Source organism: Terriglobus sp. TAA 43, assembly GCF_000800015.1.
Classification (GTDB): Bacteria; Acidobacteriota; Terriglobia; order Terriglobales; family Acidobacteriaceae; genus Terriglobus.
In genome coordinates, this window is the sequence record NZ_JUGR01000001.1 from 1,773,769 (window position 1) to 1,795,664 (window position 21,896).

18 protein-coding genes are annotated in these 21,896 nt (G+C 57.0%); 4 read left to right on the forward strand and 14 right to left on the reverse strand.

Annotated features, from left to right (window positions below; translation table 11 throughout):
• Nucleotides 1-67: 67 nt before the first annotated feature.
• Nucleotides 68-985: a metallophosphoesterase gene (locus M504_RS07445; RefSeq protein ID WP_047489681.1), complete on the reverse strand. Its 918-nt coding sequence runs from the start codon at nucleotides 983-985 to the stop codon at nucleotides 68-70.
• Between the two features lie 306 nt (nucleotides 986-1,291).
• Here M504_RS07445 and M504_RS07450 point away from each other — a divergent pair, with 306 nt between their 5' ends.
• The 3 genes from M504_RS07450 to M504_RS07460 all read left to right on the forward strand — a co-directional run bounded on the left by M504_RS07450 (nucleotide 1,292) and on the right by M504_RS07460 (nucleotide 6,871).
• Nucleotides 1,292-4,537 (forward strand): TonB-dependent receptor, encoded by a 3,246-nt coding sequence (locus tag M504_RS07450; protein WP_047489683.1) that lies wholly within the window; start codon nucleotides 1,292-1,294, stop codon nucleotides 4,535-4,537.
• A gap of 171 nt (nucleotides 4,538-4,708) precedes the next feature.
• Entirely contained in the window at nucleotides 4,709-5,062 is a 354-nt protein-coding gene (locus M504_RS07455) for a VOC family protein (RefSeq protein WP_047489686.1), read from the forward strand.
• A 114-nt stretch (nucleotides 5,063-5,176) separates the two neighbouring features.
• Nucleotides 5,177-6,871: a retropepsin-like aspartic protease gene (locus M504_RS07460; RefSeq protein WP_084214188.1), complete on the forward strand. Its 1,695-nt coding sequence runs from the start codon at nucleotides 5,177-5,179 to the stop codon at nucleotides 6,869-6,871.
• A gap of 53 nt (nucleotides 6,872-6,924) precedes the next feature.
• Here the strand turns inward: M504_RS07460 and atpC are convergent, their stop codons facing one another.
• From atpC to M504_RS07500, 8 genes are all read right to left on the reverse strand, one after another.
• Entirely contained in the window at nucleotides 6,925-7,353 is a 429-nt protein-coding gene (gene atpC, locus M504_RS07465; protein WP_047489690.1) for an ATP synthase F1 subunit epsilon, read from the reverse strand.
• A 79-nt stretch (nucleotides 7,354-7,432) separates the two neighbouring features.
• Entirely contained in the window at nucleotides 7,433-8,875 is a 1,443-nt protein-coding gene (gene atpD / locus M504_RS07470) for a F0F1 ATP synthase subunit beta (protein WP_047489691.1), read from the reverse strand.
• Nucleotides 8,876-8,899: 24 nt separating this feature from the next.
• Nucleotides 8,900-10,033 (reverse strand): F0F1 ATP synthase subunit gamma, encoded by a 1,134-nt coding sequence (locus M504_RS07475; RefSeq protein ID WP_047489692.1) that lies wholly within the window; start codon nucleotides 10,031-10,033, stop codon nucleotides 8,900-8,902.
• 3 nt (nucleotides 10,034-10,036) lie between these two features.
• Nucleotides 10,037-10,276, reverse strand: coding sequence for a hypothetical protein (locus M504_RS07480; RefSeq protein WP_047489693.1), 240 nt, complete (start codon nucleotides 10,274-10,276; stop codon nucleotides 10,037-10,039).
• A gap of 59 nt (nucleotides 10,277-10,335) precedes the next feature.
• The gene (atpA, locus tag M504_RS07485; protein ID WP_047489698.1) at nucleotides 10,336-11,883 is read right to left on the reverse strand and encodes a F0F1 ATP synthase subunit alpha; all 1,548 of its coding nucleotides are present in this window, start codon (nucleotides 11,881-11,883) and stop codon (nucleotides 10,336-10,338) included.
• 80 nt (nucleotides 11,884-11,963) lie between these two features.
• Nucleotides 11,964-12,503: an ATP synthase F1 subunit delta gene (atpH, locus tag M504_RS07490; protein ID WP_047489700.1), complete on the reverse strand. Its 540-nt coding sequence runs from the start codon at nucleotides 12,501-12,503 to the stop codon at nucleotides 11,964-11,966.
• Nucleotides 12,503-13,225: an ATP synthase F0 subunit B gene (locus M504_RS07495; RefSeq protein WP_047489701.1), complete on the reverse strand. Its 723-nt coding sequence runs from the start codon at nucleotides 13,223-13,225 to the stop codon at nucleotides 12,503-12,505. Before M504_RS07495 ends, atpH begins: the two co-directional genes overlap by 1 nt.
• Before the next feature lie 11 nt (nucleotides 13,226-13,236).
• Nucleotides 13,237-13,707 carry an ATP synthase F0 subunit B gene (locus tag M504_RS07500; protein WP_047489702.1) on the reverse strand — a complete coding sequence of 157 codons (471 nt, stop codon included), beginning with the start codon at nucleotides 13,705-13,707 and terminating at the stop codon, nucleotides 13,237-13,239.
• 173 nt (nucleotides 13,708-13,880) lie between these two features.
• Here M504_RS07500 and M504_RS07505 point away from each other — a divergent pair, with 173 nt between their 5' ends.
• Nucleotides 13,881-15,212, forward strand: a complete 1,332-nt coding sequence (locus tag M504_RS07505) for a glycosyltransferase (RefSeq protein WP_052200504.1) — start codon at nucleotides 13,881-13,883, stop codon at nucleotides 15,210-15,212.
• 81 nt (nucleotides 15,213-15,293) lie between these two features.
• Here M504_RS07505 and dnaJ read toward each other — a convergent pair whose 3' ends face one another.
• The 5 genes from dnaJ to dnaK form a co-directional block, all read right to left on the reverse strand.
• Entirely contained in the window at nucleotides 15,294-16,505 is a 1,212-nt protein-coding gene (gene dnaJ, locus M504_RS07510; protein WP_047489703.1) for a molecular chaperone DnaJ, read from the reverse strand.
• A gap of 76 nt (nucleotides 16,506-16,581) precedes the next feature.
• Nucleotides 16,582-17,565 carry an Fpg/Nei family DNA glycosylase gene (locus M504_RS07515; RefSeq protein ID WP_047489707.1) on the reverse strand — a complete coding sequence of 328 codons (984 nt, stop codon included), beginning with the start codon at nucleotides 17,563-17,565 and terminating at the stop codon, nucleotides 16,582-16,584.
• On the reverse strand, nucleotides 17,549-19,111 hold the full coding sequence (locus M504_RS07520) for a hypothetical protein (RefSeq protein WP_047489710.1): 1,563 nt from the start codon (nucleotides 19,109-19,111) through the stop codon (nucleotides 17,549-17,551). The genes M504_RS07515 and M504_RS07520 overlap by 17 nt, the downstream gene beginning before the upstream one ends.
• A 277-nt stretch (nucleotides 19,112-19,388) precedes the next feature.
• Nucleotides 19,389-19,559: a hypothetical protein gene (locus M504_RS22280; protein ID WP_198137547.1), complete on the reverse strand. Its 171-nt coding sequence runs from the start codon at nucleotides 19,557-19,559 to the stop codon at nucleotides 19,389-19,391.
• Nucleotides 19,560-19,939: 380 nt separating this feature from the next.
• Nucleotides 19,940-21,850 carry a molecular chaperone DnaK gene (dnaK, locus tag M504_RS07530; RefSeq protein ID WP_047489716.1) on the reverse strand — a complete coding sequence of 637 codons (1,911 nt, stop codon included), beginning with the start codon at nucleotides 21,848-21,850 and terminating at the stop codon, nucleotides 19,940-19,942.
• Between the last annotated feature and the right edge of the window lie 46 nt (nucleotides 21,851-21,896).

Here is a 21,896-nt window from a genome sequence, read left to right on the forward strand (position 1 = left end):
GTATATCAGCCCTTTCGTTAAATCGGCTGATATACCCCAGTTCGCAGAACCGCTTGCAATCCTCTATCTAGACAGCATCCGCATGAAAACCATAAGTTTCGTAGCGCGTGGTCAGCTTTCCGTCTTTTACGGTGCAGACAGTGAAGCCTTCCGGGGTGCCCTCGTGAATGCCTTTCCACCAGTTGCCAGAGACAGCGCCGCCTGTGATGTAAGTAATGCCGTTGAACTCCACACGTTCGTTGACGTGCGTATGTCCCTGCAACACACCGATGACATTGTGCTTTGCCAGCAGCGGCAGAATCTCATACGTGTTGGAAACGGACAGGCTGTTATGAACGGCCGGCGTGACAGGAGGGGCGGAGTACTGGGCATACGCCGTGATCAGTGGGATATGCGACACAATGATGACCGGCGTGGTTGCCGACACCTTTGCCAAGTCAGTACGCAGCCACTGCAACTGGCCTTCATCAAGAAATCCAAAGTAGGTGCGTTCCGGCGTGAAGCCAATGGAATCCAGGATGATGAAGTGAACGCCCTTGTGATCAAAGCTTTGATGGCGCGGGCCGATCTTGTCTTCGAAGTAGCTCTTGCCGTAGTTCGGATCTGTCAGATCCATACCGCTCTTCGGGAAGAGTCCGATCACGTCGTGGTTGCCCATCGCGTGATAAACCTTTAGCCCTAACTGCTGCTCCGTCTCGCCATACAGGTGAAACAACTCTTGCGAACGTGAGAGAGGGACAGCGAGCCCGTCGAAGATGTGATCGCCACCCTGGATTGCAAAATCAGCGTGCAGAGTACGCGCCTTCTTGAAAGCCATACTGCAGCCTTCTGTTGCGTGCAGTTCCGGCTGGATGTGCGTATCCGTCACGAACAGAAAGCTGAAATCCTCTGACGCTGCGGGCGACAAGGCAAACGAGGGCAACGACGATGCGGCAACTCCGGCCGCGCTAAGCGATAGAAAACGACGACGATCAAGAATCGGCATGTGCGGAGTCTACCCACTGCACATGAACTTTCTGAAAAGAAAAGGCATCACCTGCTCTGCCTCTCGTTTTATGCCGATTCGCGCCGTGCTCTGCCAGCAAGGCCAACGGCACAATCCGGCGTGTCTCGTAGCAGGATTTTGATCCATCTCACTCGTTATGCTTTTGTCTGCTATTTGTTGGCATTTTTGCCGTTTGTTTACGGCATTTTCCCCTTTCTTCCCTGCCTAAAACAACACAACAGGCAACGAACAAAACCACAGACATTTGCGCTGCCTGAGATTCCCCTTTTGAGGCTTTAACTTTTGATGCGATCTCATCCGTTTTTTCGGAGCCCCGTTCTATACGCTTCTCTCGTTCCTCTTTTTTCAATTGCAGCACTCGCTCAGGGTGGCAGTGCAGTCCTGAGCGGTACAGTCACCGACGCAAGCGGCGCGGCCGTTCCCAATGCGCATGTGACCGCCACCAATGTGGACACCAATCTGGTGTTGAATGCTGACTCCAACGGCTCCGGCCTGTATCGCTTCCCCACGATTCCTCCCGGCCGTTACATCATCACTTCGAACGTAAACGGCTTTCAGAAATTCCAACAGACAGGCGTGGTACTGACCGTTAGCCAACAGGCAACGATCGACATTGGCCTGCACGTAGGCAGCGAGTCAGAGACGATAAACGTAACTGCTGGCGCGCCGTTGATGAACACCACCAACGCCGAAGTCAGCAACACCGTGGATGAACACGCCATCCGCGAACTGCCATTGAATGGCCGCGATCCTTCAAGCCTTGTATTGCTCTCGCCCGGTACGGTGAATGTGTTGAACACGGGCGCAGGCACGCTGCAGGGTGAGACCACATTCCCCAATGAAAGCGGTGCATCCGCAGGTGGCGGACGTCAGGGCAGCACGCTGTATCTTCTCGATGGTGTTCCGAACATGGACACCTACATGTCGCTCTCTGCACCGACTCCGAATGCCGATGCCACCAGCGAGTTCCGCGTCATCTCCAACAACTTCGACGCGCACTATGGCTTCTCGCCGGGCGCGGTTGTTTCTATCGACACGAAGAGTGGCACCAACGCACTGCATGGCGGCGCGTTTGAGTTCCTGCGCAACAATGCGCTGAACTCTGCGGACTACTTCTCGAAGCAGGTTGACTCGCTGAAGCGTAATCAGTTCGGCGGCTTCCTGGGTGGTCCTGTCATCAAGGACCGTCTGTTCTTCTTTGGCAACTATCAAGGCACGCGCCAGTCCACCACATCCACTGCCAACAGCACGAACACGCCGACAGCAGCCATGTTGAATGGTGACTTCTCTGCATATCCCAAGGCGCTGACCGGCGGCTTCGTCAACAACCGCATTGATCCTTCGCTGTTCAATCCTGCAGCAGTGCAGATCGCAAAGACCGCGCTGCCACTGGGGCAGGATGCCGCCAGCGGTCTTGTCTACTACACCGTGCCGAAGACCATTGAGACGTACAACGAAGGCACAGGCCGCATTGACTACACGCCCAACGACAAGCATCGCCTGACGCTGCGCAGCTTCATTCAGTACTACAACCGCGGCGAGGCCGCGACGCCTGGCAACATCCTTGCGCTGAACACAGGCAAGCAGGGCAAGTTCTTCAACGAAGTGTTGAACCACACATGGACGGTTAGCCCCAGCCTCATCAACGCGCTGTCATTGTTCTGGAACCAGGAGCACGTCTACAACGTGGGTCAACCACTGGACAGCAGCGGCTCTCCGTTTTGCCTGTCGCGCTACATCAACGTGAGTGAACCCGCGGGCACCTGCTATAGCGAAGGCCTAAATGCCAGCGGCGGCTTTAGCTTGCAGTACTCCGAATACACCGGCGAGATGCGCCGTTCGTGGGGCTTCTCTGACTTCATCACAAAGATCGTTGGCAATCACACCATCACGGCAGGCGTCGATCTGTGGCATCAGCGCGCACGTGAGCTGACCTACTATCCCGCTGCTCCGATCATTAGTTTCAACGGCTATTCCACTGGCTTCGGCCTTGCGGACTTCTTGCTGGGTCGCGTCAGCACGTACACACAAGGCGCGGGCGAAATCGCTGATGTCAGCGGCAACCTGCTCGGCGTCTACGCGCAGGATCAGTTCAAGCTGCGCTCCAACATCACTGTTACTGCAGGTCTTCGCTGGGATCCGAATCTTGCTCCGCAATCGAAGGACGGTCGCGGCGCTGTGTGGAATCCGGGACAACAAAGCACCGTCTTCCCGAACGCTCCTAAGGGCCTCGTCTTCCCCGGCGACAACGGCGTAAGCGCTGGTCTGGCACCAAACACCTACGGTTACTTTGAACCACGTCTCGCTGTGGCATGGCAGGTGCATCCCAAGACCACTGTTCGTGCGGGCTTTGGTTTGTTCACTGCACCGCTGCCTTACTCCTCTTACAACCACGTTGCAGACGTGACTCCATTCAGCCCGACGTACACGCTGAATGAAACTGCAGCCTCACCGATTAACTTCTCAACCCCGTGGGCGAACTTCGCTGGCACAGGCGGCGTTAGTCCGTTCCCGCCGTTTGTGTATTCGGGCGGCACACCACCCAGCAACTCCACCTTCGCTTCACCCACATCGGTTCCCGCAGCATTCACGCCCAAGTTCAAACTCGGTATGACGCAAAGCTGGAACGCCTCTGTAGAACAGCAACTTGGAAACGACGTGGTCTTGCATCTTGCATACGTTGGCAGCCAGAGCTATCACCAGTCTCTGATTCTGGATGCGAACCCAGGACAGACCGCGGGCTCAGCGTATGGCATTCGCCCCATGTCCAATTTTGGTCAGATACTCACCATCCAGTCCATTGGTACAGCCAGCTACAACTCGCTACAGGCGCAGATTGAGAAGCGCTTCTCACATAACTTCCAGGCGCAATCCAGCTTCACCTGGTCCAGAAACCTCGACATATCCTCAAGTGGCAATGCCTCGTTCACCAGCAGCATCGCCAACCCTTATAACCTTCGCTACAACCGCGGTATCTCTGACCTCAATGTGCCGCTGGTTTCAGTGACGAATCTTGTCTACACCACACCTGCTCTGCACGGCTGGAACAGCGTTGCACGCGGCGTGCTGGGCGATTGGGAGATCAGTGCGATCTACACAATGCAGTCGGGTCGCCCCTTCGGTATCTCTGGCGGCACTGGGAATAACTCCGGTGCACAGGAAGGCGGAGATCGCGCGGACTACGTTCCGGGCGTCACAGTACAAACGCACCAAGGCAACAAGGAACAGTGGCTGAACCAGTACTTCACCACTGCCGCCTTCACCACCAATGCTGTGGGCACCTTCGGCAACACTGGTCGCAACATCCTGAAAGGACCGGGCGTGAACTATAGCGATGCAGCCGTTATGAAGAACTGGACCGCACGCGACCGCTACCATCTGCAATTCCGCTGGGAGCTGTTCAACGCGTTCAACCACACCAACTTCAGTACACCCAATAACAATCCCACCAGTGGCACCTACGGTCGTATCACCGCAACGGGCCCCATCCGCCCACGCGTAATGCAGGCGGGACTGAAGCTCACCTTCTAAAACTTCACGCAAACTGAAAGCAGCAGACGGGCCGGACAACTCTCCGGCCCGTCTTATTTTCCCCCTCGACATGAAACGAATAGCTCTTAGTACAGATCCCTCTAGTGGCACAATGTTTGTGACCTGTTTTCAGCTTCTGGCAAAAGAACAATTACGATTTGAGGTGTCCCGATGATCTTTGGCGCACACGTTGTTCTCGCCAGCACAGATGCTGAGGCGGATCGTGCCTTCCTGCGTGATGTGTTGGGTTTTGCAGCCGTAGATGCAGGGCACGGCTGGCTCATCTTCGCGTTACCACCAGCAGAAGCAGCTATCCACCCAGCCGAAACCAATAACGGTTATGAGCTGTATCTGATGTGCGATAACTTGCATGCAGAAATCGAGACACTGACGCGTAAGAACGTCACGTGCTCCGCAGTCGAAGAAGCCCGCTGGGGTTCAATCTGCTACATATCTTTGCCTGGCGGCGGGAGGATAGGACTTTACCAGCCCAAACATCCTTTAGCGATCGCGACAGAACAATAGAAGCGACCGACCTTTTCTTTAGGGATCACTCCGCAAGATTCACGGATTTCCATTCACGCATGAAGATGCGCAGTGGCACAATGTTCGTACACCCGAGACGGAGTTTTTCTATCTATGAAGTCCATTTGTGTGGCCGCATGCCTAACTTTGGCATGCTTTTCTGCCGTGGCCCAGCAACCTACACCCGCATCGCCAGCACCTTCTAAAAATGTTTCCTGCAAAGCTGACAAAGAGCCTCTCAGCCCTGCGCAGATTGAATTTGAACAGAACGAATACAAGACGGCTGCCGATCATTTCGTTACCGAGCTCGCCGCTCACCCAGATAAGAGCTCTCTACGAGCCTGGCAAATTCGCAATCTACTGGCACAAGGGAACATCACAGAGGCCTCTACGAAGGCCAATGCATGGGTAGCAGAAAAGCCGGATTCGGGACTGGCACTGACAACCAAAGCAGAAGTACTGATGCGCCGAGGCCAACTGCCAGAGTCCTACATGACGGCCTCGCAAGCCCAGAAGCTCGATCCCTGTAACGGGCGTGCCTATTACGTATTGAGCGAGTACGAACAAATGATCGCGATGTACGCCACGGAAAAGAAGCACGTCGATCTGGCCCACGTACTGAATCCAAATGATGACGAGATCACAGGATCATGGATTTTTCTCAAGCCAAAGGCTCAGGCTCTGGAGGAATATCGCAAATTTGTGGAATCCAGCGTGTCTTTCACAGAGAAGCAACGCACAGCAGCGAAGGCTCGGCTCACCAAATACGGCGACAAGCCTCGTGAGCCGGAATGCAAGCTAACGTCCGCAACCAAAGAATCCACCATTCCCTTTTCAGCCATTCGATTCTCGCCAAGTTCCCCGCCGGCCTACGGCCTGGAGATGAGCTTCAATGGAAAAAAACGCCGACTTGAATTGGATACAGGCGCCTCGGGCCTTACGTTGACGGCAGGTGCAGCCGAACGCCTGGGCCTGGCCGTAGAAGACACTGCGTTTCTCAGCGGCATCGGTGACGAAGGCAGCCAGAAAAGCAAAGTCACTCACGTAGCTTCACTGAAAATCGGTGACCTGGAATTCTCCAACTGCGCCGTGTACATCCTTCCACCGCGCGACATGATGGACGCCTCCTACGGCTTCCCGGTCGCCATGGAAGAAATTGATGGACTTATCGGCGGCGATGTCTTCCAGAAATTTCTGCTTACACTCGACTATCCGGCGGGTGAGCTGAAAGTTTCGCAGCTACCCGCGCGACAAGGTGAACAAGCTTCGGAAATGTCACTGAACACAAGCGGCGGCGTCGGCTCGCACTCAGGAGATGGTGTGGATGAACCACTCCGCGACCGCTACAAGAGTCCTGAAATGGCAGATTGGTCGCAGTTCTATCGCATCTATCACTACCTTCTGATCCCCACCCAATTGAATGATGGCCCTATCAAGTTGATGATGGCCGACACAGGTGCGCAGGAAAGCGTTATCGATCCAGACGCCGCCAGAACTGTTACGAAGGTCTCCACAACAGGCCGGGTCTCCATGGTGGGCATATCGGGCCGCACACAGCAGAACTATCTAACAGACAAAATCGTGCTGCACTTCGGCAAGCTATACCTGCCGCTCAACAGCATGATTTCTATTCCAACAGACAGACTGTCAGAAGGTGCCAGCGTGGATATCTCCGGCTTCCTTGGTTTCTCTGCACTGCGACAAATGACATTGCAGATCGACTACCGAGATGGGCTGATCCATTTCGCCTACGATCCTAAGCGTCCGGTGAATTCAAAGTTCCAAAGCGATGCATTCACACAGCGGTAAATACAAAAGGGGCCGGAAATCCGGCCCCTTTTGTATTTGTTTTTGAAAACTACTTAGCGATCCTTCGAAGCTGCGATCTTCTCTTCTGCCACGCGAATCTCTGCGCGGGCGTAGTCGTACTTCGCAGCATCGTCGCCTGCCTGAGCCCAATCCTTCTCTGCGTCAGCCAGTTCCTGCTGCGCTTTGGCTCCGTCGATCTCTTCAGGCTTCAGTGCCGTCTCAGCGAGAACGGTCACGCGCTCCGGAAGCACTTCGACAAAACCCCAGGCCACGAAGAACTTCGCATTGCCGGAGTTGCCGCCGTGCAGCTTCACTTCACCCGCGCCCAATTCCGCGAGCAGCGGCGCAGCGCCGTACAGCGCTTCAATATAGCCCGACAGAGCTGGAAGCTCAATCGCGTCTGCCGTGGTGTCAATCAGAACGCGGTCCGGCGTAACGATGCGGACTGCGAGCTGGCCGGAATGTGTGGTTGCGTCTGCCATGTGTTCCTGTTCGTTCTCAGTAGTCAGTGATCAGTTGCCAGTCCCTTATCAGAACTGGCAACTGATACCCGAAACTGTCTTACGCGTTTGCCTTCATCTTCGCTGCGGCTTCCAGTACTTCGTCGATGCCGCCCTTCATGTAGAAGGCCTGCTCCGGTACGCTGTCATGCTTGCCTTCGATGATCTCCTTGAAGGAGCGCACCGTGTCGGCTACCTTGACGTACTTGCCCGGGTTGCCGGTGAAGACTTCCGCAACGTGGAACGGCTGCGACAGGAACTTCTGCACCTTACGCGCACGCGCAACGGTAATCTTGTCGTCTTCCGAAAGTTCGTCGATACCCAGGATGGCGATGATGTCCTGCAGATCCTTGTAGCGCTGCAGAATTCCCTTCACCTGCTGAGCCACGGCATAATGCTCTTCGCCTACAACGCGCGGCGAAAGAATACGCGACGTGGAAGCCAGCGGATCGACGGCCGGATAGATACCGATTTCCGTCAACGCACGGTTCAACACGGTGGTCGCGTCCAAGTGGGCAAACGTCGTCGCCGGAGCCGGATCGGTCAAATCGTCAGCGGGCACATAAATGGCCTGCACGGACGTAACGGAACCCTTCTTCGTGGACGTAATGCGCTCCTGGAGCTGGCCCATCTCGCTGGCCAGGTTCGGCTGGTAACCCACGGCGGAAGGCATACGGCCCAGCAGCGTGGAAACCTCAGAACCCGCCTGCGTGAAGCGGAAGATGTTGTCGATGAACAGCAGCACGTCCGAGCCTTCTTCATCACGGAAGTGTTCCGCAATGGTCAGACCGGTCAGCGCCACGCGCAGACGCGCACCCGGCGGCTCGGTCATCTGGCCGTAGATCAGAGCAGCCTTGCTCTTGCGCCAGTCGGTCGGATCGATAACGCCCGACTCCTGGAATTCCATCCACAGATCGTTGCCTTCGCGAGTACGCTCACCCACGCCAGCAAACACGGAGAAACCACCGTGCTGCATGGCAACGTTGTTGATCAGTTCCTGGATCAGAACCGTCTTGCCTACACCAGCGCCGCCGAAGAGGCCGATCTTACCGCCCTTCAAGAACGGCTGGATCAGGTCGACGACCTTGATGCCAGTTTCGAACATTTCTTCGCCCGTTGCCTGCTCATCAAACGCAGGCGCCTGGCGGTGAATGGGCTTGCGCAGTTCCGTCTGCACAGGGCCAAGCTGATCCACGGGCTCGCCGATTACGTTGAGCACACGGCCCAGCGTCTCACGGCCCACGGGAACCATGATTGGGTTGCCGGTGTCCACAGCCTTCATGCCGCGGACCATGCCTTCGGTCGCTTCCATAGCAACCGTACGCACACGGCCTTCGCCCAGGTGCTGCTGTACTTCCACGATCACCGAAAGCGGCGTGGGGATATCAAAGCCTTCCGACGTGATGCGCAGCGCCTGATAGATAGGCGGCATGTGCTTCTCGTCGAACTGGATATCAACGGCCGGGCCGCTGATCTGAATTACTCTGCCGATGTTCTCTGCCATAAGTCTCTCTTTTAGAGGCGCAGCCTAGATGGCTGACGCTCCTGAAACGATCTCGATAATTTCCTTGGTGATAGCTGCCTGACGCACGCGGTTCATGGTCAGTGTCAGCGAATCAATCATGTCGCTCGCGTTGCTGCTTGCAGCGTCCATGGCCGTCATACGTGCGGCATGTTCGCTGGCACTGGATTCCAGCAGCGCATGGTAAATCTGCGTGGTCACGTAGCGCGGCAGCAGGTGCTTGAACAGCTTCGCGGGCTCCTGGTCGTAGATGTAATCCACGTCAGCCGTGCCAAACTTCTTCGCCTCGCGGTCAAGCTCCGTCTCTTCCGGCTCGTTGATAGAAACACCCGAGGAAGAAGCAGCGCGAGCAGATGCTTCCTTCAACTCCTCTGACATCTCTTCCGCGACAGTGATTTCCGGCGATCCCAGCTTGCGAATCGGGAGCAGCTTCTCAACAACCACGCGCTGCGCGATGACGCTCTTGAACTCGTTGTAGACGATGTAGACCGAATCGATCTCGCCGCGCTCATAGCGGTCAATGATCGAGTGCGCAGCCTTGTCCACTTCCGTGAAGTTCAGTTTTGCCAGCAGAAAGCCGAGATCCTTGGTAACTTCCACCGGCGCCTTGCGCTCGCGGAGGTCTTCAATGTGGTGCGAGATACCGATGGGCTCGTCGTGCTCCTCATCGATATGCTTCCACACGGCTTCCGGATACTTCCGCTTGAACAGGTCGCGTGCCTTGCGGCCGACCGTCTCGACGTCGATGTTCTGCTCGCCCGGACGCGAATCGTCTTCGGTCACCTGCTTCGGTTCGCGACGATAGTCGATGAACTTCTGCGCGGCCTTGCCGATGTTGGAGTTGAATGCGCCTGCGAAGCCCTTGTCGCCTGCGACGACGAGCAGCAGCACATTCTTCTCTTCGCGCTCGACCAGCAGCGGATGCATCACATCGCCGTTGCCTTCGTCACCGTAAAGAGCAGCGCGGCGCACCAGCGATTGCAGTACGTTAGCCAGCATCTGCGCATACGGACGTGCCTGCAACGCACGCTCCTGCGCACGACGCAGCTTCGCCGCCGAGACCATCTTCATGGCCTTGGTGATCTGCCGCGTGTTTTTCACGGAGCGAATGCGCCGCTTTAGATCCAGTACGTTTGCCATCGTTTAGAACTTTTCCGAAACCTTGCGAATCTCTTCCTGCCAGCGGCGTTCCTGCTCACCCACGGAAACGCGTGCCTCGATTTCCTGCTGCTCCGCCTGCACCCGGCCCAGATCGTGCGAATGAATATCAAGCCGGTAGTGCATCTGTTTCATCCGGCGTGTCTGCATCCAGTGGGACCATGTCAGAAACGCCACATTAAGAACCGCGAAAACAACTACGAGAACTACGACCGAGGTCGTCATGGGAATAACCTTTGGCTGGGCCGGGCAGGAAGTGTCTGCTTCCTGTCCGGCGATTCCTGTTATGCCGTCGCCAGGGCGGCCTTGTTGTCCTTATGGGCGGCCTTGAACGTGGCCTTGTAATCATTGATGGCGTTGGTCAGGTTCTTGGTGATCTCGTCATCCAGAGCCTTCTTCGCCATGATCGCGTCCAGAATCGACTGGCCGGTGGTCTTCATGTACTCGTGGAAGCCTGCTTCGAACGCCTGTACCTGCTTCACTTCGATATCGTCCAGCAGGCCCTTGGTACCTGCGAACACAATCGAAACCTGCTGTGCAGCGGTCAACGGCTGGAACTGCGGCTGCTTCAGAATCTCAACCAGGCGCGAACCACGGTTCAGCTGCTTCTGCGTTGCAGGATCCAAATCCGAACCAAACTGCGCGAAGGCAGCCAGTTCGCGGTACTGAGCCAGGTCCAGCTTCAGCGTAGCGCCAACCTGCTTGGTGGCCTTCATCGCGGCTGCAAAACCTACACGCGATACCGACAGACCTACGTTCACAGCCGGACGGATACCGGAGTTGAACAGATCGGTTTCCACGAAGATCTGACCATCGGTGATCGAAATCACGTTGGTCGGAATGTACGCGGATACGTCGCCAGCCTGCGTTTCGATGATCGGCAGAGCCGTCAGCGAACCGCCGCCCAGCTTGTCCGAAACCTTCGACGAACGCTCAAGCAGACGCGAGTGGAGATAAAACACGTCGCCCGGGTATGCTTCGCGGCCCGGCGGACGGCGCAACAGCAGCGAAATCTCGCGGTACGCCGCAGCGTGCTTCGACAGATCGTCGTAAATGATCAGAGCGTGCTTGCCGTTGTCGCGGAAGTACTCGCCCATCGCGGTCGCAGCATAGGGAGCCAGGTACGACATCGGTGCGGGCTCAGAGGCCGTCGCAGCAACGACAATCGTGTACGCCATAGCGCCGTACTCTTCCAGCGTCTGCACAACCTGAGCCACAGACGAACGCTTCTGACCTACTGCGCAATAGATGCAGATGAGGTCGTTCTTCGCCGAGTTCAGAATCGTGTCCAGAGCGATGGCAGTCTTGCCCGTCTGACGATCGCCGATGAGCAGCTCACGCTGGCCACGGCCGATCGGAATCATGGTGTCAATGGCCTTGATGCCGGTCGCCATCGGCTCGGTCACGGACTTACGGTCAATAACGCCAGGAGCCAGGCGCTCAACAGGCAGCGTGTACGGCGTTTCGATGGGGCCCTTGTCGTCGATCGGCTGACCAAGTGCGTTGACCACACGGCCAATCATGGCATCGCCCACGGGCACGCTCATGATCTTGCCGGTGCGCTTGACCGTGTCGCCTTCCTTGATCTCAGTGAAGTCGCCCAGAAGCACAGCGCCGACCTGATCTTCATCCAGGTTCATAGCCAGGCCGCTAATGCCCTTGGGGAACTCAATGAGTTCGCCGGCCATAACCTTATCCAGGCCGTGGATGCGTGCAATGCCGTCACCCAGCGAGATGATCGTGCCGACTTCATCGACTGCAATCTTCTGTTCGTAGTTCTCGATCTGCTGACGAAGCAGTTCTGTAATCTCGTCTGCCTTGAGCTGTGCCATGTGTCTCTTTCGTCTCCTGCGCCCCGTGCAACTTTCGATTGCCTTGGCGCGATACAAACTTGTTTACTGCAAAACTTTTCTTAAGCGCCTGCCAGGTGCCGCTTCAATTGCTGCAACTGTCCGCGAACCGAGCCATCGTACACCTGCGAACCAAGCTTAATCACCGCTCCGCCCAGCAACGACGCATCCTGAGTCCACGTGACACGAACCCGGCTTCCTGCCAACGCTCCTGCCTTGCTGCCCAGCAACTGCTTCTCGTCTTCCGAGAGCGACTTTGCCGTAACAATCTCTGCTTCGGCAATGCCGTTCGCTAGATCGGCCAGCGTGCTGAACTCAGCAGCAATGTCCTTCAGCGATTCCAGGCGACCATGATCCATCAGGACAGCAACAAAGTTGCGAACAGTCTTGTCCAGACCTACGCGGCTGGAAACTGCATCCAGAACCTTGACCTTGTCCTTATGATCCAGAGCCGGATTCAGCAGGAACTCGCGGAGTTCGCGGCTGCCATCCAGCGTGGCTGCAAAGTCCGCAACCTGCTGGCGGATGGTGTCAATGTTCAGATTCTGCGCAGCAGCAACCTGCTGAAATGCGCGCGCGTAACGGAGTTCGAAGGCTGCCATTAGTTGCGGCTCCCTTCTGCGCCCGGCTTAACAGAGGACAGCTTTCCCGCAAACGATTCGATCAGGATGCGGTCATCTTCCGGCGTAATGTTCAACTGCGAAGCAGCGCGGTCCACAGCGATCTCTGCGGCATAGGCACGCAGATCGCGGGTAGCAGCAGCCGAAGCAGCAGAAATTTCCTGCTCTGCAGCTTCCAGAATGCGCTTCTTCTCTTCTTCAGCCTGCGCGTGAATACGAACTTCTTCTTCCGCTGCAGCCTTTTCGTTCTCGATCCGGAGAGCCGCAATCTCGCCATCCAGCTTCGCCAGGCGGCCTTCCACAGCAGACAGGCGAGCCTTCGCCTCTTCCGTGGCCACGCGGGCTTCCACAATGTTCTTCTGGATGCCTTCGGTACGTGCGCGGAATGCCTTCGGCAGAGCCTTCACCAGGCCAAAACCAACAGCACCCAGCAGAATGATGGCGTTAAACCACTCAAATACTGCAGAAGCCGTTCCCGGCTCCATGCCCAGCATGTGGCCCAGCTTGATGACTGACGGAGACTTACGGAAGGCTTCTTCGCCTCCCTCAGCTTCCTTGCGCTCGGGGTTGTTCTTCTCGGGAACCGCCTCGGGCTCAAGCTTCTGCCCGGAGGCAGTAGAAGGCGATGCGGGAGCAGGCTCCTGGGCGTGAACAGCTGGCGCGGCCAGCGTGAGCGCCAGCAGTGCTGCAAATACGAATTTCATACGGAAAATCTTCAACGGGCTACTCCCACGCCGGTTCCAGCACGATGCGGCAGGATAGCTGCCATCACCTGCTGCGACAGGGCGGCTGCCTGCGTCTCAATCTGTGCCTTCGCTTCGGCTCCGGACTGCTCCACGGCCTCACGTGCAACACCAATGCGATGCTGTGCCGCGGTGCGAGCCTCTGCCAGCGCCTTGTCGCGCGCATCGGAAGCTGCCTTCTGGCGGGCGGCACGGGCATTGAAGATTTCGCTGCGGGCATCGCGAAGACGGGTTTCGTACGCCGTGGTCTTCGCTTCCGCTGCAGCAATCGCTGCTTTTGCCTCATCCATGGCTCCGCCCGTACGGCCATGGCGATCCGCCAGCACCTTCTCCATGGGCTTGCGGACAAGCACCTGGTAAGCGGCCAGTAGGATCAGGAAAAAGACGGCGGTCGGCACAGAGCCGAGCACAAGATCGCCAAGTTGGTTCAGAATCGCTTGCATGAAGGACCGTGGGCCGTGCCCTAAAGGGAGCTCCCGACTCTCGTTCAAGCGCCCGGAGAGGGCACCTTGGCGGAGCAAAGGGGACAACGGCAACCCCTTTGTTATACCAATCCCGGACCGTTCTGGTCAATGAATCGGGGCGGTATGCGGACCTTCGGCGAAGGGGTTTTCCTGTGGATTTCACGGCACTTTCACTCAAGCCGGACGCTTACGGTAGCCTGAATGATGGCATGACTGAAACTCCTGGAAAACGTATTGTCATCGCGTCATTTGGATCGCTGGGCGATCTTCACCCGTTTCTGGCGCTGGCACAGGAGCTTCGCAACCGCGGACACCACCCCGTCATAGCCACGGCTCCCTTTTACAGCGAGCGGATTCAGGCCCTCGGATTTGAATTTGAGCCGCTGGGCCCCCCAGTTTCTCCACAGGACCCGGAACTACTGCATCGGTTGATGCGCACCACCCGCGGCCCGGAATATCTCTTCCGAAAGATGTTTCTGCCGCACATCCCGCAGATGTACGCGGAACTGGAGCGCATCTGCGCCGACGCTGACCTTCTCATCGCAGGTGAAATGGTGCTGGCCGCGCCCATTTTTGCAGAAAAGACGGGCATACCCTGGGTTTCCGTTCTGCTCTCGCCCATCAGCTTCCTCTCGCCGCATGATCCTTCCGTACTGCCAGCGCTTCAGTTCCTATCGTTCACACTCGGCTGGCCATTGAGCTTCCAGAAGGCGCTTCTCAAGCTGCCCGCCCTTGCATTCCGTCGCTGGAGTACTTCCCTGCGCGAGTTTCGTAAGAGTCTCGGTTTACCAGATGATTCCGAGACCCTGCGCACCGGCAAGCTGAAGGCGAATCTCGTGCTGGCCATGTTCTCATCTCACTTTGCAAAGCCGCAGCCAGACTGGCCCGCGAACACACTGCAAACGGGATTCGCGCATTACGAACAGGAGTCGCAACCCGAACACGATGGCGTACAGGAACGCATTGACGACTTCCTGAAAGCGGGCACACCACCCATCGTCTTCACATTGGGCTCTGCGGCAGTGCACGCAGCCGGCGATTTCTTCTGGATCAGTGCTCGCGCCGCGCATCGTCTCAAGATGCGTGCCATCCTCGTAGGCGATCCACGCGGGTTGAGCTCGCCAAATATCCTCACGGTGCCTTACGCTGACTACAGCAAGCTCTTCCCACATGCCGCCATCATCGTGCACCAGGGAGGCATCGGCACCACCGCAGAAGCCCTGCGATCCGGACGCCCACAAGTCGTCGTCCCCTTCAACTTCGATCAGCCCGATAACGCCGCACGCATTGTGCGACTCGGCGTCGGCCTGAAGCATGATCGCAGAATGTGGAGAGACCGGCAGGCGCATTACTCGTTGATACGCCTGATACGCGACAACAGCTTCGCAGAACGCGCCGCGCAGATTGGTGAGTTGATCCGCAATGAAAACGGCACGACCACAGCCGTAGACGCTGTAGAGCGCCTGCTCGCGACTGTCTCGTAGGTTCAATAAAGCCTCAAAAAAACGTTCGCCATCCTGAGCGGTAGCCGCAGGATGGCGAAGCAAACAAGTTAGTTTATGTAACTAAACCTTCGCGAACATCTCCTCACGAGGATCTTCAGGATTCAGCTTGGCAAGCTCGCGGAGAATCTCCTTCGACCGCTCATCCTGGATCTTCGGCACAACGATCTGCACTTCCACAATCTGATCGCCACGCACACCATCCTGCGAAGCAGAAGGCACACCCTTCTCCCGCAGACGCAGCTTCTGCCCTGTCTGCGTTCCCGGCGGAATCTTCAACTGCGTGCGGCCATCAATCGTGGGTACATCGATCTTCGTTCCCAACGCTGCTTCAAACGCCAGCACTGGTACGGTGACGCGAATGTCATCACCAGCACGCGTAAACACCGGATGCGGGCCGGACTTGATGATGAGATACAAATCGCCTGCGGGAGCGCCTTCAGTTCCCGCGTTGCCCTTGCCTGCAAGTCGAATACGCTGACCATCGCGTGTGCCGGCCTTGATACGGAACTCCAGTGTCTGACGCTTCGTGACCGTGCCTGCGCCATGGCATGTGCCGCAGTCTGCTTGTAAGCGGCCCGTGCCGTCGCAACGTGGGCATGCCACGTTGAACTTCATGCGACCCTGCATCTGCGTGATCTGACCACTGCCATTGCACTGCGGACACGTTTGCGGAGCACCAATCGTTCCGGTTCCTTTGCACGTGCCGCACTGTTCCTGCCGCGAGATTTCGATCTTCGTGGTGCCGCCACGGATGGCCGTCCAGAAGTCAACTTCTACCTGGTACTCCAGGTCTGTTCCCGGACGCGGCCCACGCGCAGCCTGTGTCTGTTGGCGTCCACCACCACCGTTGAACATGCTGCCGAAGATATCGCGGAACGAACCACCAAATCCACCACCCGCCTGCTGTTGAGGGTTCCCACCGGAGAAGTCGAATCCACCAAAATCAAACGGCACACCGCCGCCTGCATGGCCGCCGCCGTGAGCGTGACCGCCGGCATAACCACCACGGGCTGCTGCCTCCGCCGCCGCCGGGTCAATGTTGTCCGAGTAAAAGCCGAGCTGATCGTAGATCTTACGTTTCTTCTCGTCGCTCAGGACGTCATTGGCTTCAGAGATTTCCTTGAACTTCTCTTCAGACTTCTTGTCGTTGGGGTTCACGTCAGGGTGATACTTACGCGCGAGTTTGCGGAAGGCCTTGCGGATCTCATCCGCAGTGGCCGTCTTCTTCACGCCGAGTGCGCCGTAATAGTCCTTGGTCTGAGTGGGTGCCATTTGTCTTTCTTGCTACCAGATTAGATGAGTGAAAGTCACTCAGCGGCGTCGCCGTGTCTCATACAGCAACAAAAAATCATTTCACACGTTGCGAACGCAGGCTTATTCCCGGTTTCAGAGCCGATGCTGTCTGCTCTTTCGTGGTGTGCTGATCGTTGGGGCACCAGTACAGCGTACGGCCTGCCACATCCTTACGCAGAATGGTCTCTCCACACACGAAACACGGCTTACCATGACGACGATAAACGTAATGCTCCTCGCCACGCAGCGCAGGCTCCTGTTTCGATGGTCGATCGCTCTTCTTCGTGCAAACGATGCGCCGATCCACCATGCCCGCCTTCATCAGGACAGCAGCATCTTTCCAGATAGCCTTCAGTGTCTTTGCATCCATTGCATCGCCCGGTGTGAACGGATTCACACGATGACGAAAGAGCAGCTCCGCGCGATAGATATTTCCAATGCCGGAGATGATCTCCTGATCCATCAGAATCTCGGCAATGCTCGTTTTCTTTGCGAGGATTGCGTGAATCGCGCGTTCCGGCTCGTCATGCCCACCCGGCTCATGCGCCAGAGGATCAGGCCCTAGCCGATTGAGCAACGCCTGCCACTTCTCCGTGTCGTATATAGAGCAATCCGTAGGTCCACGCAACTCCCACCAGTCCACATCTTCAGCGGGGAACGGCTGCGTTCCATCGTCCTTCGAAGGAGGCCCGTTATACGGCCCAGTCAGCGCGTGCGCATTGCCCTTCACGCTACGCGATACCTTGCCCGAACCGGCACGCTGCATCACCGCACGCAGTGTTCCCTTCGGCTCTACCAGTGACCCAAGTCCCTCAGTGAAATCGCCAAAGCGACCAAGATGGATGTGCAGATAAAGCCCATTCGCAAATTCGTAGCCAAGATGCTTGCCCACCGCATGCACCTGCAGCATCTTCTTGCCATCCACCAGATGCGCATCTTTGAAACGATGGTTCGGCCCCGGCAACACATTTACCTTGCGCCCAGCAAAGGCCGCATTATGCCGCTCAGCCCATCGATGTATCTCATTGCCTTCCGGCATTGCTTCCGTCCTTTGTCAGAGCCTCGGTTCCATGCTTTTTCAGAATCTCGACCAGCGCGGCTTGATGAGCGTAGCGGTTGGAAATGTACCAACAAAGCTGCTCGCCAGAACCCTGGCGGAAACGGAACAGCGGCCCCAGATTTCCAAAGGGCAGGTCCTTGCGCCGTAGAGCAACGTAGGTGCCGTCCTGAGCAATTCCTGTCTGCACGTTTACCAGCATGTTGTCCCAGCTTCGTGCCTGCCGTGCGTCCTGCACGCGTACCGCGCAATCCGGGGCATGCAATGCGATTACATCGGGTCGTAACGCGCCCACTGCAGATGGCTGAATCAGGTGTTGCGCGAACTCCGCCGTATTCAGGCCCCAAGGATCGTAGGCAGTCCAGCGGGAATAGAACGGAATCACGCCGGTCTCACTAATCAGCAGCGTGCCGTGCAGCTCTGGGCGATCCATGTCCCGCGCAAGTGCACGGCGCGCTCTCAGATCGCTCTGGTACTCATACGACATGGCCACACCAAAACGTTCTGGACGCGCCAGCGTCACCGCGTAGGCCACCACAATGCACAACGCAATCGACCGCCGGGATATCTGCAACTGATGCCACATGATGGCCAGCACAGCAGCAGCCACCAGCGGTAGATAGAAATAGAAACGACCATTCCAGTTCTGGTCCAGACGCATCCGCAGATAGAACAGAGTGGGCACCAGGAACACTGCAATTAGCAACGTGATCACTGGCCGCGTCAAACGCTTCCACACCGCCAGGCACAGAACCGCAACACTGAAGATCAGGTAAGGGAAGATCTGCTTGTTGGACGGTTCATAGAGTCCAAGAATCCGATGCGTGTCGGACTTTACGTAGAACGGCAGTGGAAAGAACAGCCCGAAGTAATGCCAGCGCCACAGGAAGTAGATTAGCCCGGGTATGACGAAAACTCCGGCGTCAATCGCCAGCTTGCGCGCGGTTGGCTGCTTGAGATACTGGCGGATCAGCAATGGGACGGCAAACACCACACCATCTGGTCGGAAGAGGCATAGCAGCAGCGCTCCAATTGCCAGAGGCACATCGCGATCTTCCTCGCTGAAGAGCACAAGCAACACTAGTCCAAAGCCAAACGGGAGAACAGAAAAGCCTGTAAGTGCAGACTGTATCTGCGGAAGCAGAGCCACACTGCCAATCACGGCAAGACCAGCCAGAAAGCTCCACCGCACCTTTGCCAAGCGCAGCAGAGCCCATGCCAGCCCCGCAGCAGAGAGTACGTTGGCAACAGCCGTGGCGATCTCCGCACTCGTACCCAGCTTCATCACCAGCGCAATGTAAAGCATCCACAGAAAGTCCGTCGCACCCTCTGCCGGCGGCCCTGCGGGATTGAAGCTGATCAGTCCGTGCTGCGCCAGATTACGGCTGTACGTATGCAGAATCACGGCATCTTCCGCTGGCACCGTCAACAGAGGAAATACTGCTACGACCACAAGCATCGCCAGCCCAAGGAGTACGAGTAACCAGAGAGCCCAGCGAGGAAGTGTGCCCGATTGTGTTGGCTGCATTGCGGCAGTATAGCAACCACATAAAGCGCGACTGTTGGGTCCAAGCGGCGTTCCACGACAGGTCCCGGGGCCACAAGTCCAACACCAGCAGCCCTGGTGGCAATCACCAGGGCCCACGTTGCAAAGGTCAACGACTTTTCGCAGGCCAACTAGTCTGTGACGTTATCCAAGTCAATCATCTGAACACACCGCTGCTACCACCGGATGTTCGGGGGCAAAAGCAAAATGCCGATGGCTTATAAGCCATCGGCACGTCTACTCCTAGACTTGGTCTTACTTAGTTCCACACATGCTGAATCGGCATTGGTTCAATGCGCAGGATCGTATCCGGGCGAACATCATAGAGCTTGCGGGCGAAGTCCCTTGCCTGCTGTTCGTTCTCAAAAATGGTCTTCTCGTGGAGCTTGCCTGCGACGTACTGCTCGCACTTCCAGATCACTGTATTCATGGCCTTCTCCCCTTTCCCGGGATAGTCTGCGCTTATATACACGGAGGGCGCTCGATGCGCTGATTGGCTTTCGAGCGCCCTCTTCGTGTTTCGATTCGCATCGCCGTGCTGTGCGCGGCGGTGTTCGTCACCTGGCTTCCGATACGGTGATTGCAGCACCCCATCTTCTGCCAAGAATCACGCCGACTGCAGCAGCGCGACTCACACTTATTTAGACACTGGAAACTACGTTTCGACTCGTGTCTTTGTTCCTATTTCTACTGAAATCCGTAGAAATTTTCGGAGGAGGCCAGGGAACTTGTTTCAGTTCCCCGGCTTCCAGCCTGTTTGCCATTCTCTGCATTCACGCGCAGAGCGCGTCGAGAACAGCACGAAGTGCTTTACTTGTTGTCGACATCCACGTACTCGGCATCGATCACGCCCTCTTCCTGCTTGGGCGCTTCGGTGGTGGTTCCCGCAGCGGCAGCAGCGCCGTCTGTCGGAGCCTCACCAGCCTTGTACATGGCTTCGGCAAGCTTGTGGCTGGCAGCGGTCAGCTTCTCGTTCGCAGCCTTCAGATCAGCCGCAGAAGGCGTTCCTGCCAGCGTGCTCTTCGCATCGGCCAGTGCAGTTTCCACATCGCCGCGCTCTGCGCCGCTGATCTTGTCACCGTTTTCGCGGAAGGTCTTCTCCACGTTGTAGACCATGCTGTCGAGCTGGTTCCGCGCTTCGATTTCGTCGCGCTTCTCCTTATCCTCGCCCGCATGAGCTTCGGCTTCCTTCGCCATCCGCTCCACCTCTTCCTTGCTCAGACCCGAGCTGGAAGTGATGGTGATCTTCTGGTCCTTGCCAGTGGCATGGTCCTTCGCCGTCACATTCAGAATGCCGTTCGCGTCGATGTCGAACGTCACTTCAATCTGCGGCACGCCACGCGGTGCGGGAGGAATGCCCGACAGCTTGAACTTGCCCAGCGTACGGTTCTGGCTCGCCAGCGGACGCTCACCCTGCAGAACGTGAACTTCCACTTCTGTCTGGTTATCCGCAGCCGTCGAGAAGGTCTCGCTCTTCTTCGTCGGGATGGTCGTGTTGCGCGGGATCATCGGCGTCGCAACCGAACCCATCGTCTCGATAGCCAGGGTCAGCGGCGTCACGTCCAGCAGCAACAGGTCCTTCACTTCACCACCCAGAACGCCACCCTGAATCGCCGCACCAATCGCTACAACTTCATCCGGGTTCACGCCCTTGTGCGGTTCCTTACCGAACAGCTCCTTCACAAGCTGCTGGATGCGAGGCATACGCGTCTGTCCACCGACGAGAACAACCTCATCCACCTTGGAAGCGTCGATGCCAGCATCAGCCATCGCCTGCTTGCAGGGGCCAACCGACTTCTGCAGAAGGTCCTCAACCAAGCTCTCGAACTTCGCTCGTGTCAGTTTCTCCACGAGATGCTTCGGTCCTGTCGCGTCTGCCGTGATAAACGGCAGGTTGATCTCCGTCTCCATGGTTGTGGAGAGCTCGATCTTCGCGCGCTCAGCCGCGTCCTTCAGGCGCTGCAGGGCCATTTCGTTGCCCTTGCCGCGCAGGTCCAGGCCTTCCTTCTTACGGAACTCATCAATCAGCCAATCCACAAGACGCTGATCGAGGTTGTCACCACCAAGATGCGTGTCGCCGTTGGTGGCCTTCACTTCAATAACGCCTTCGCCAACTTCAAGCACTGATACGTCGAACGTACCGCCACCGAAGTCATACACAACGATGGTCTCGTCCTTCTTCTTATCCAGGCCGTAAGCCAGCGCAGCCGCAGTGGGCTCGTTGACGATACGCTTCACATCCAGACCGGCAATCTTGCCTGCGTCCTTGGTGGCCTGACGCTGTGCGTCGTTGAAGTACGCGGGAACCGTGATGACGGCTTCCGTCACGCTCTGTCCCAGATAATCTTCAGCAGCCTTCTTCAGCTTCTGCAGAATCATCGCGCTGATTTCCGGCGCGGTATATTCCTTGCCCTGTGCATCCACAACAACGTTGTCGCCCTTTGCGACTACCTTGTAGGGAACCATCTTCATCTCTTCATTCACTTCGTTCGGGCGACGGCCCATGAAGCGCTTGATGGAGTAAATGGTGTTCTCGGGGTTTGTGATTGCCTGGCGCTTTGCCACCTGACCAACTAGGCGTTCGCCACTCTTCGTAAACGCAACGATAGACGGCGTGGTGCGACCGCCTTCTTCATTCGGAATCACCTTCGGCTCGCCGCCTTCCATCACGGCAACGCAGCTGTTAGTGGTTCCAAGGTCAATTCCAATGATCTTACCCATGGGTCTCTTGCTCCTCCGGCGGCCTCCCGTCAGGGTGCTGGCCGCA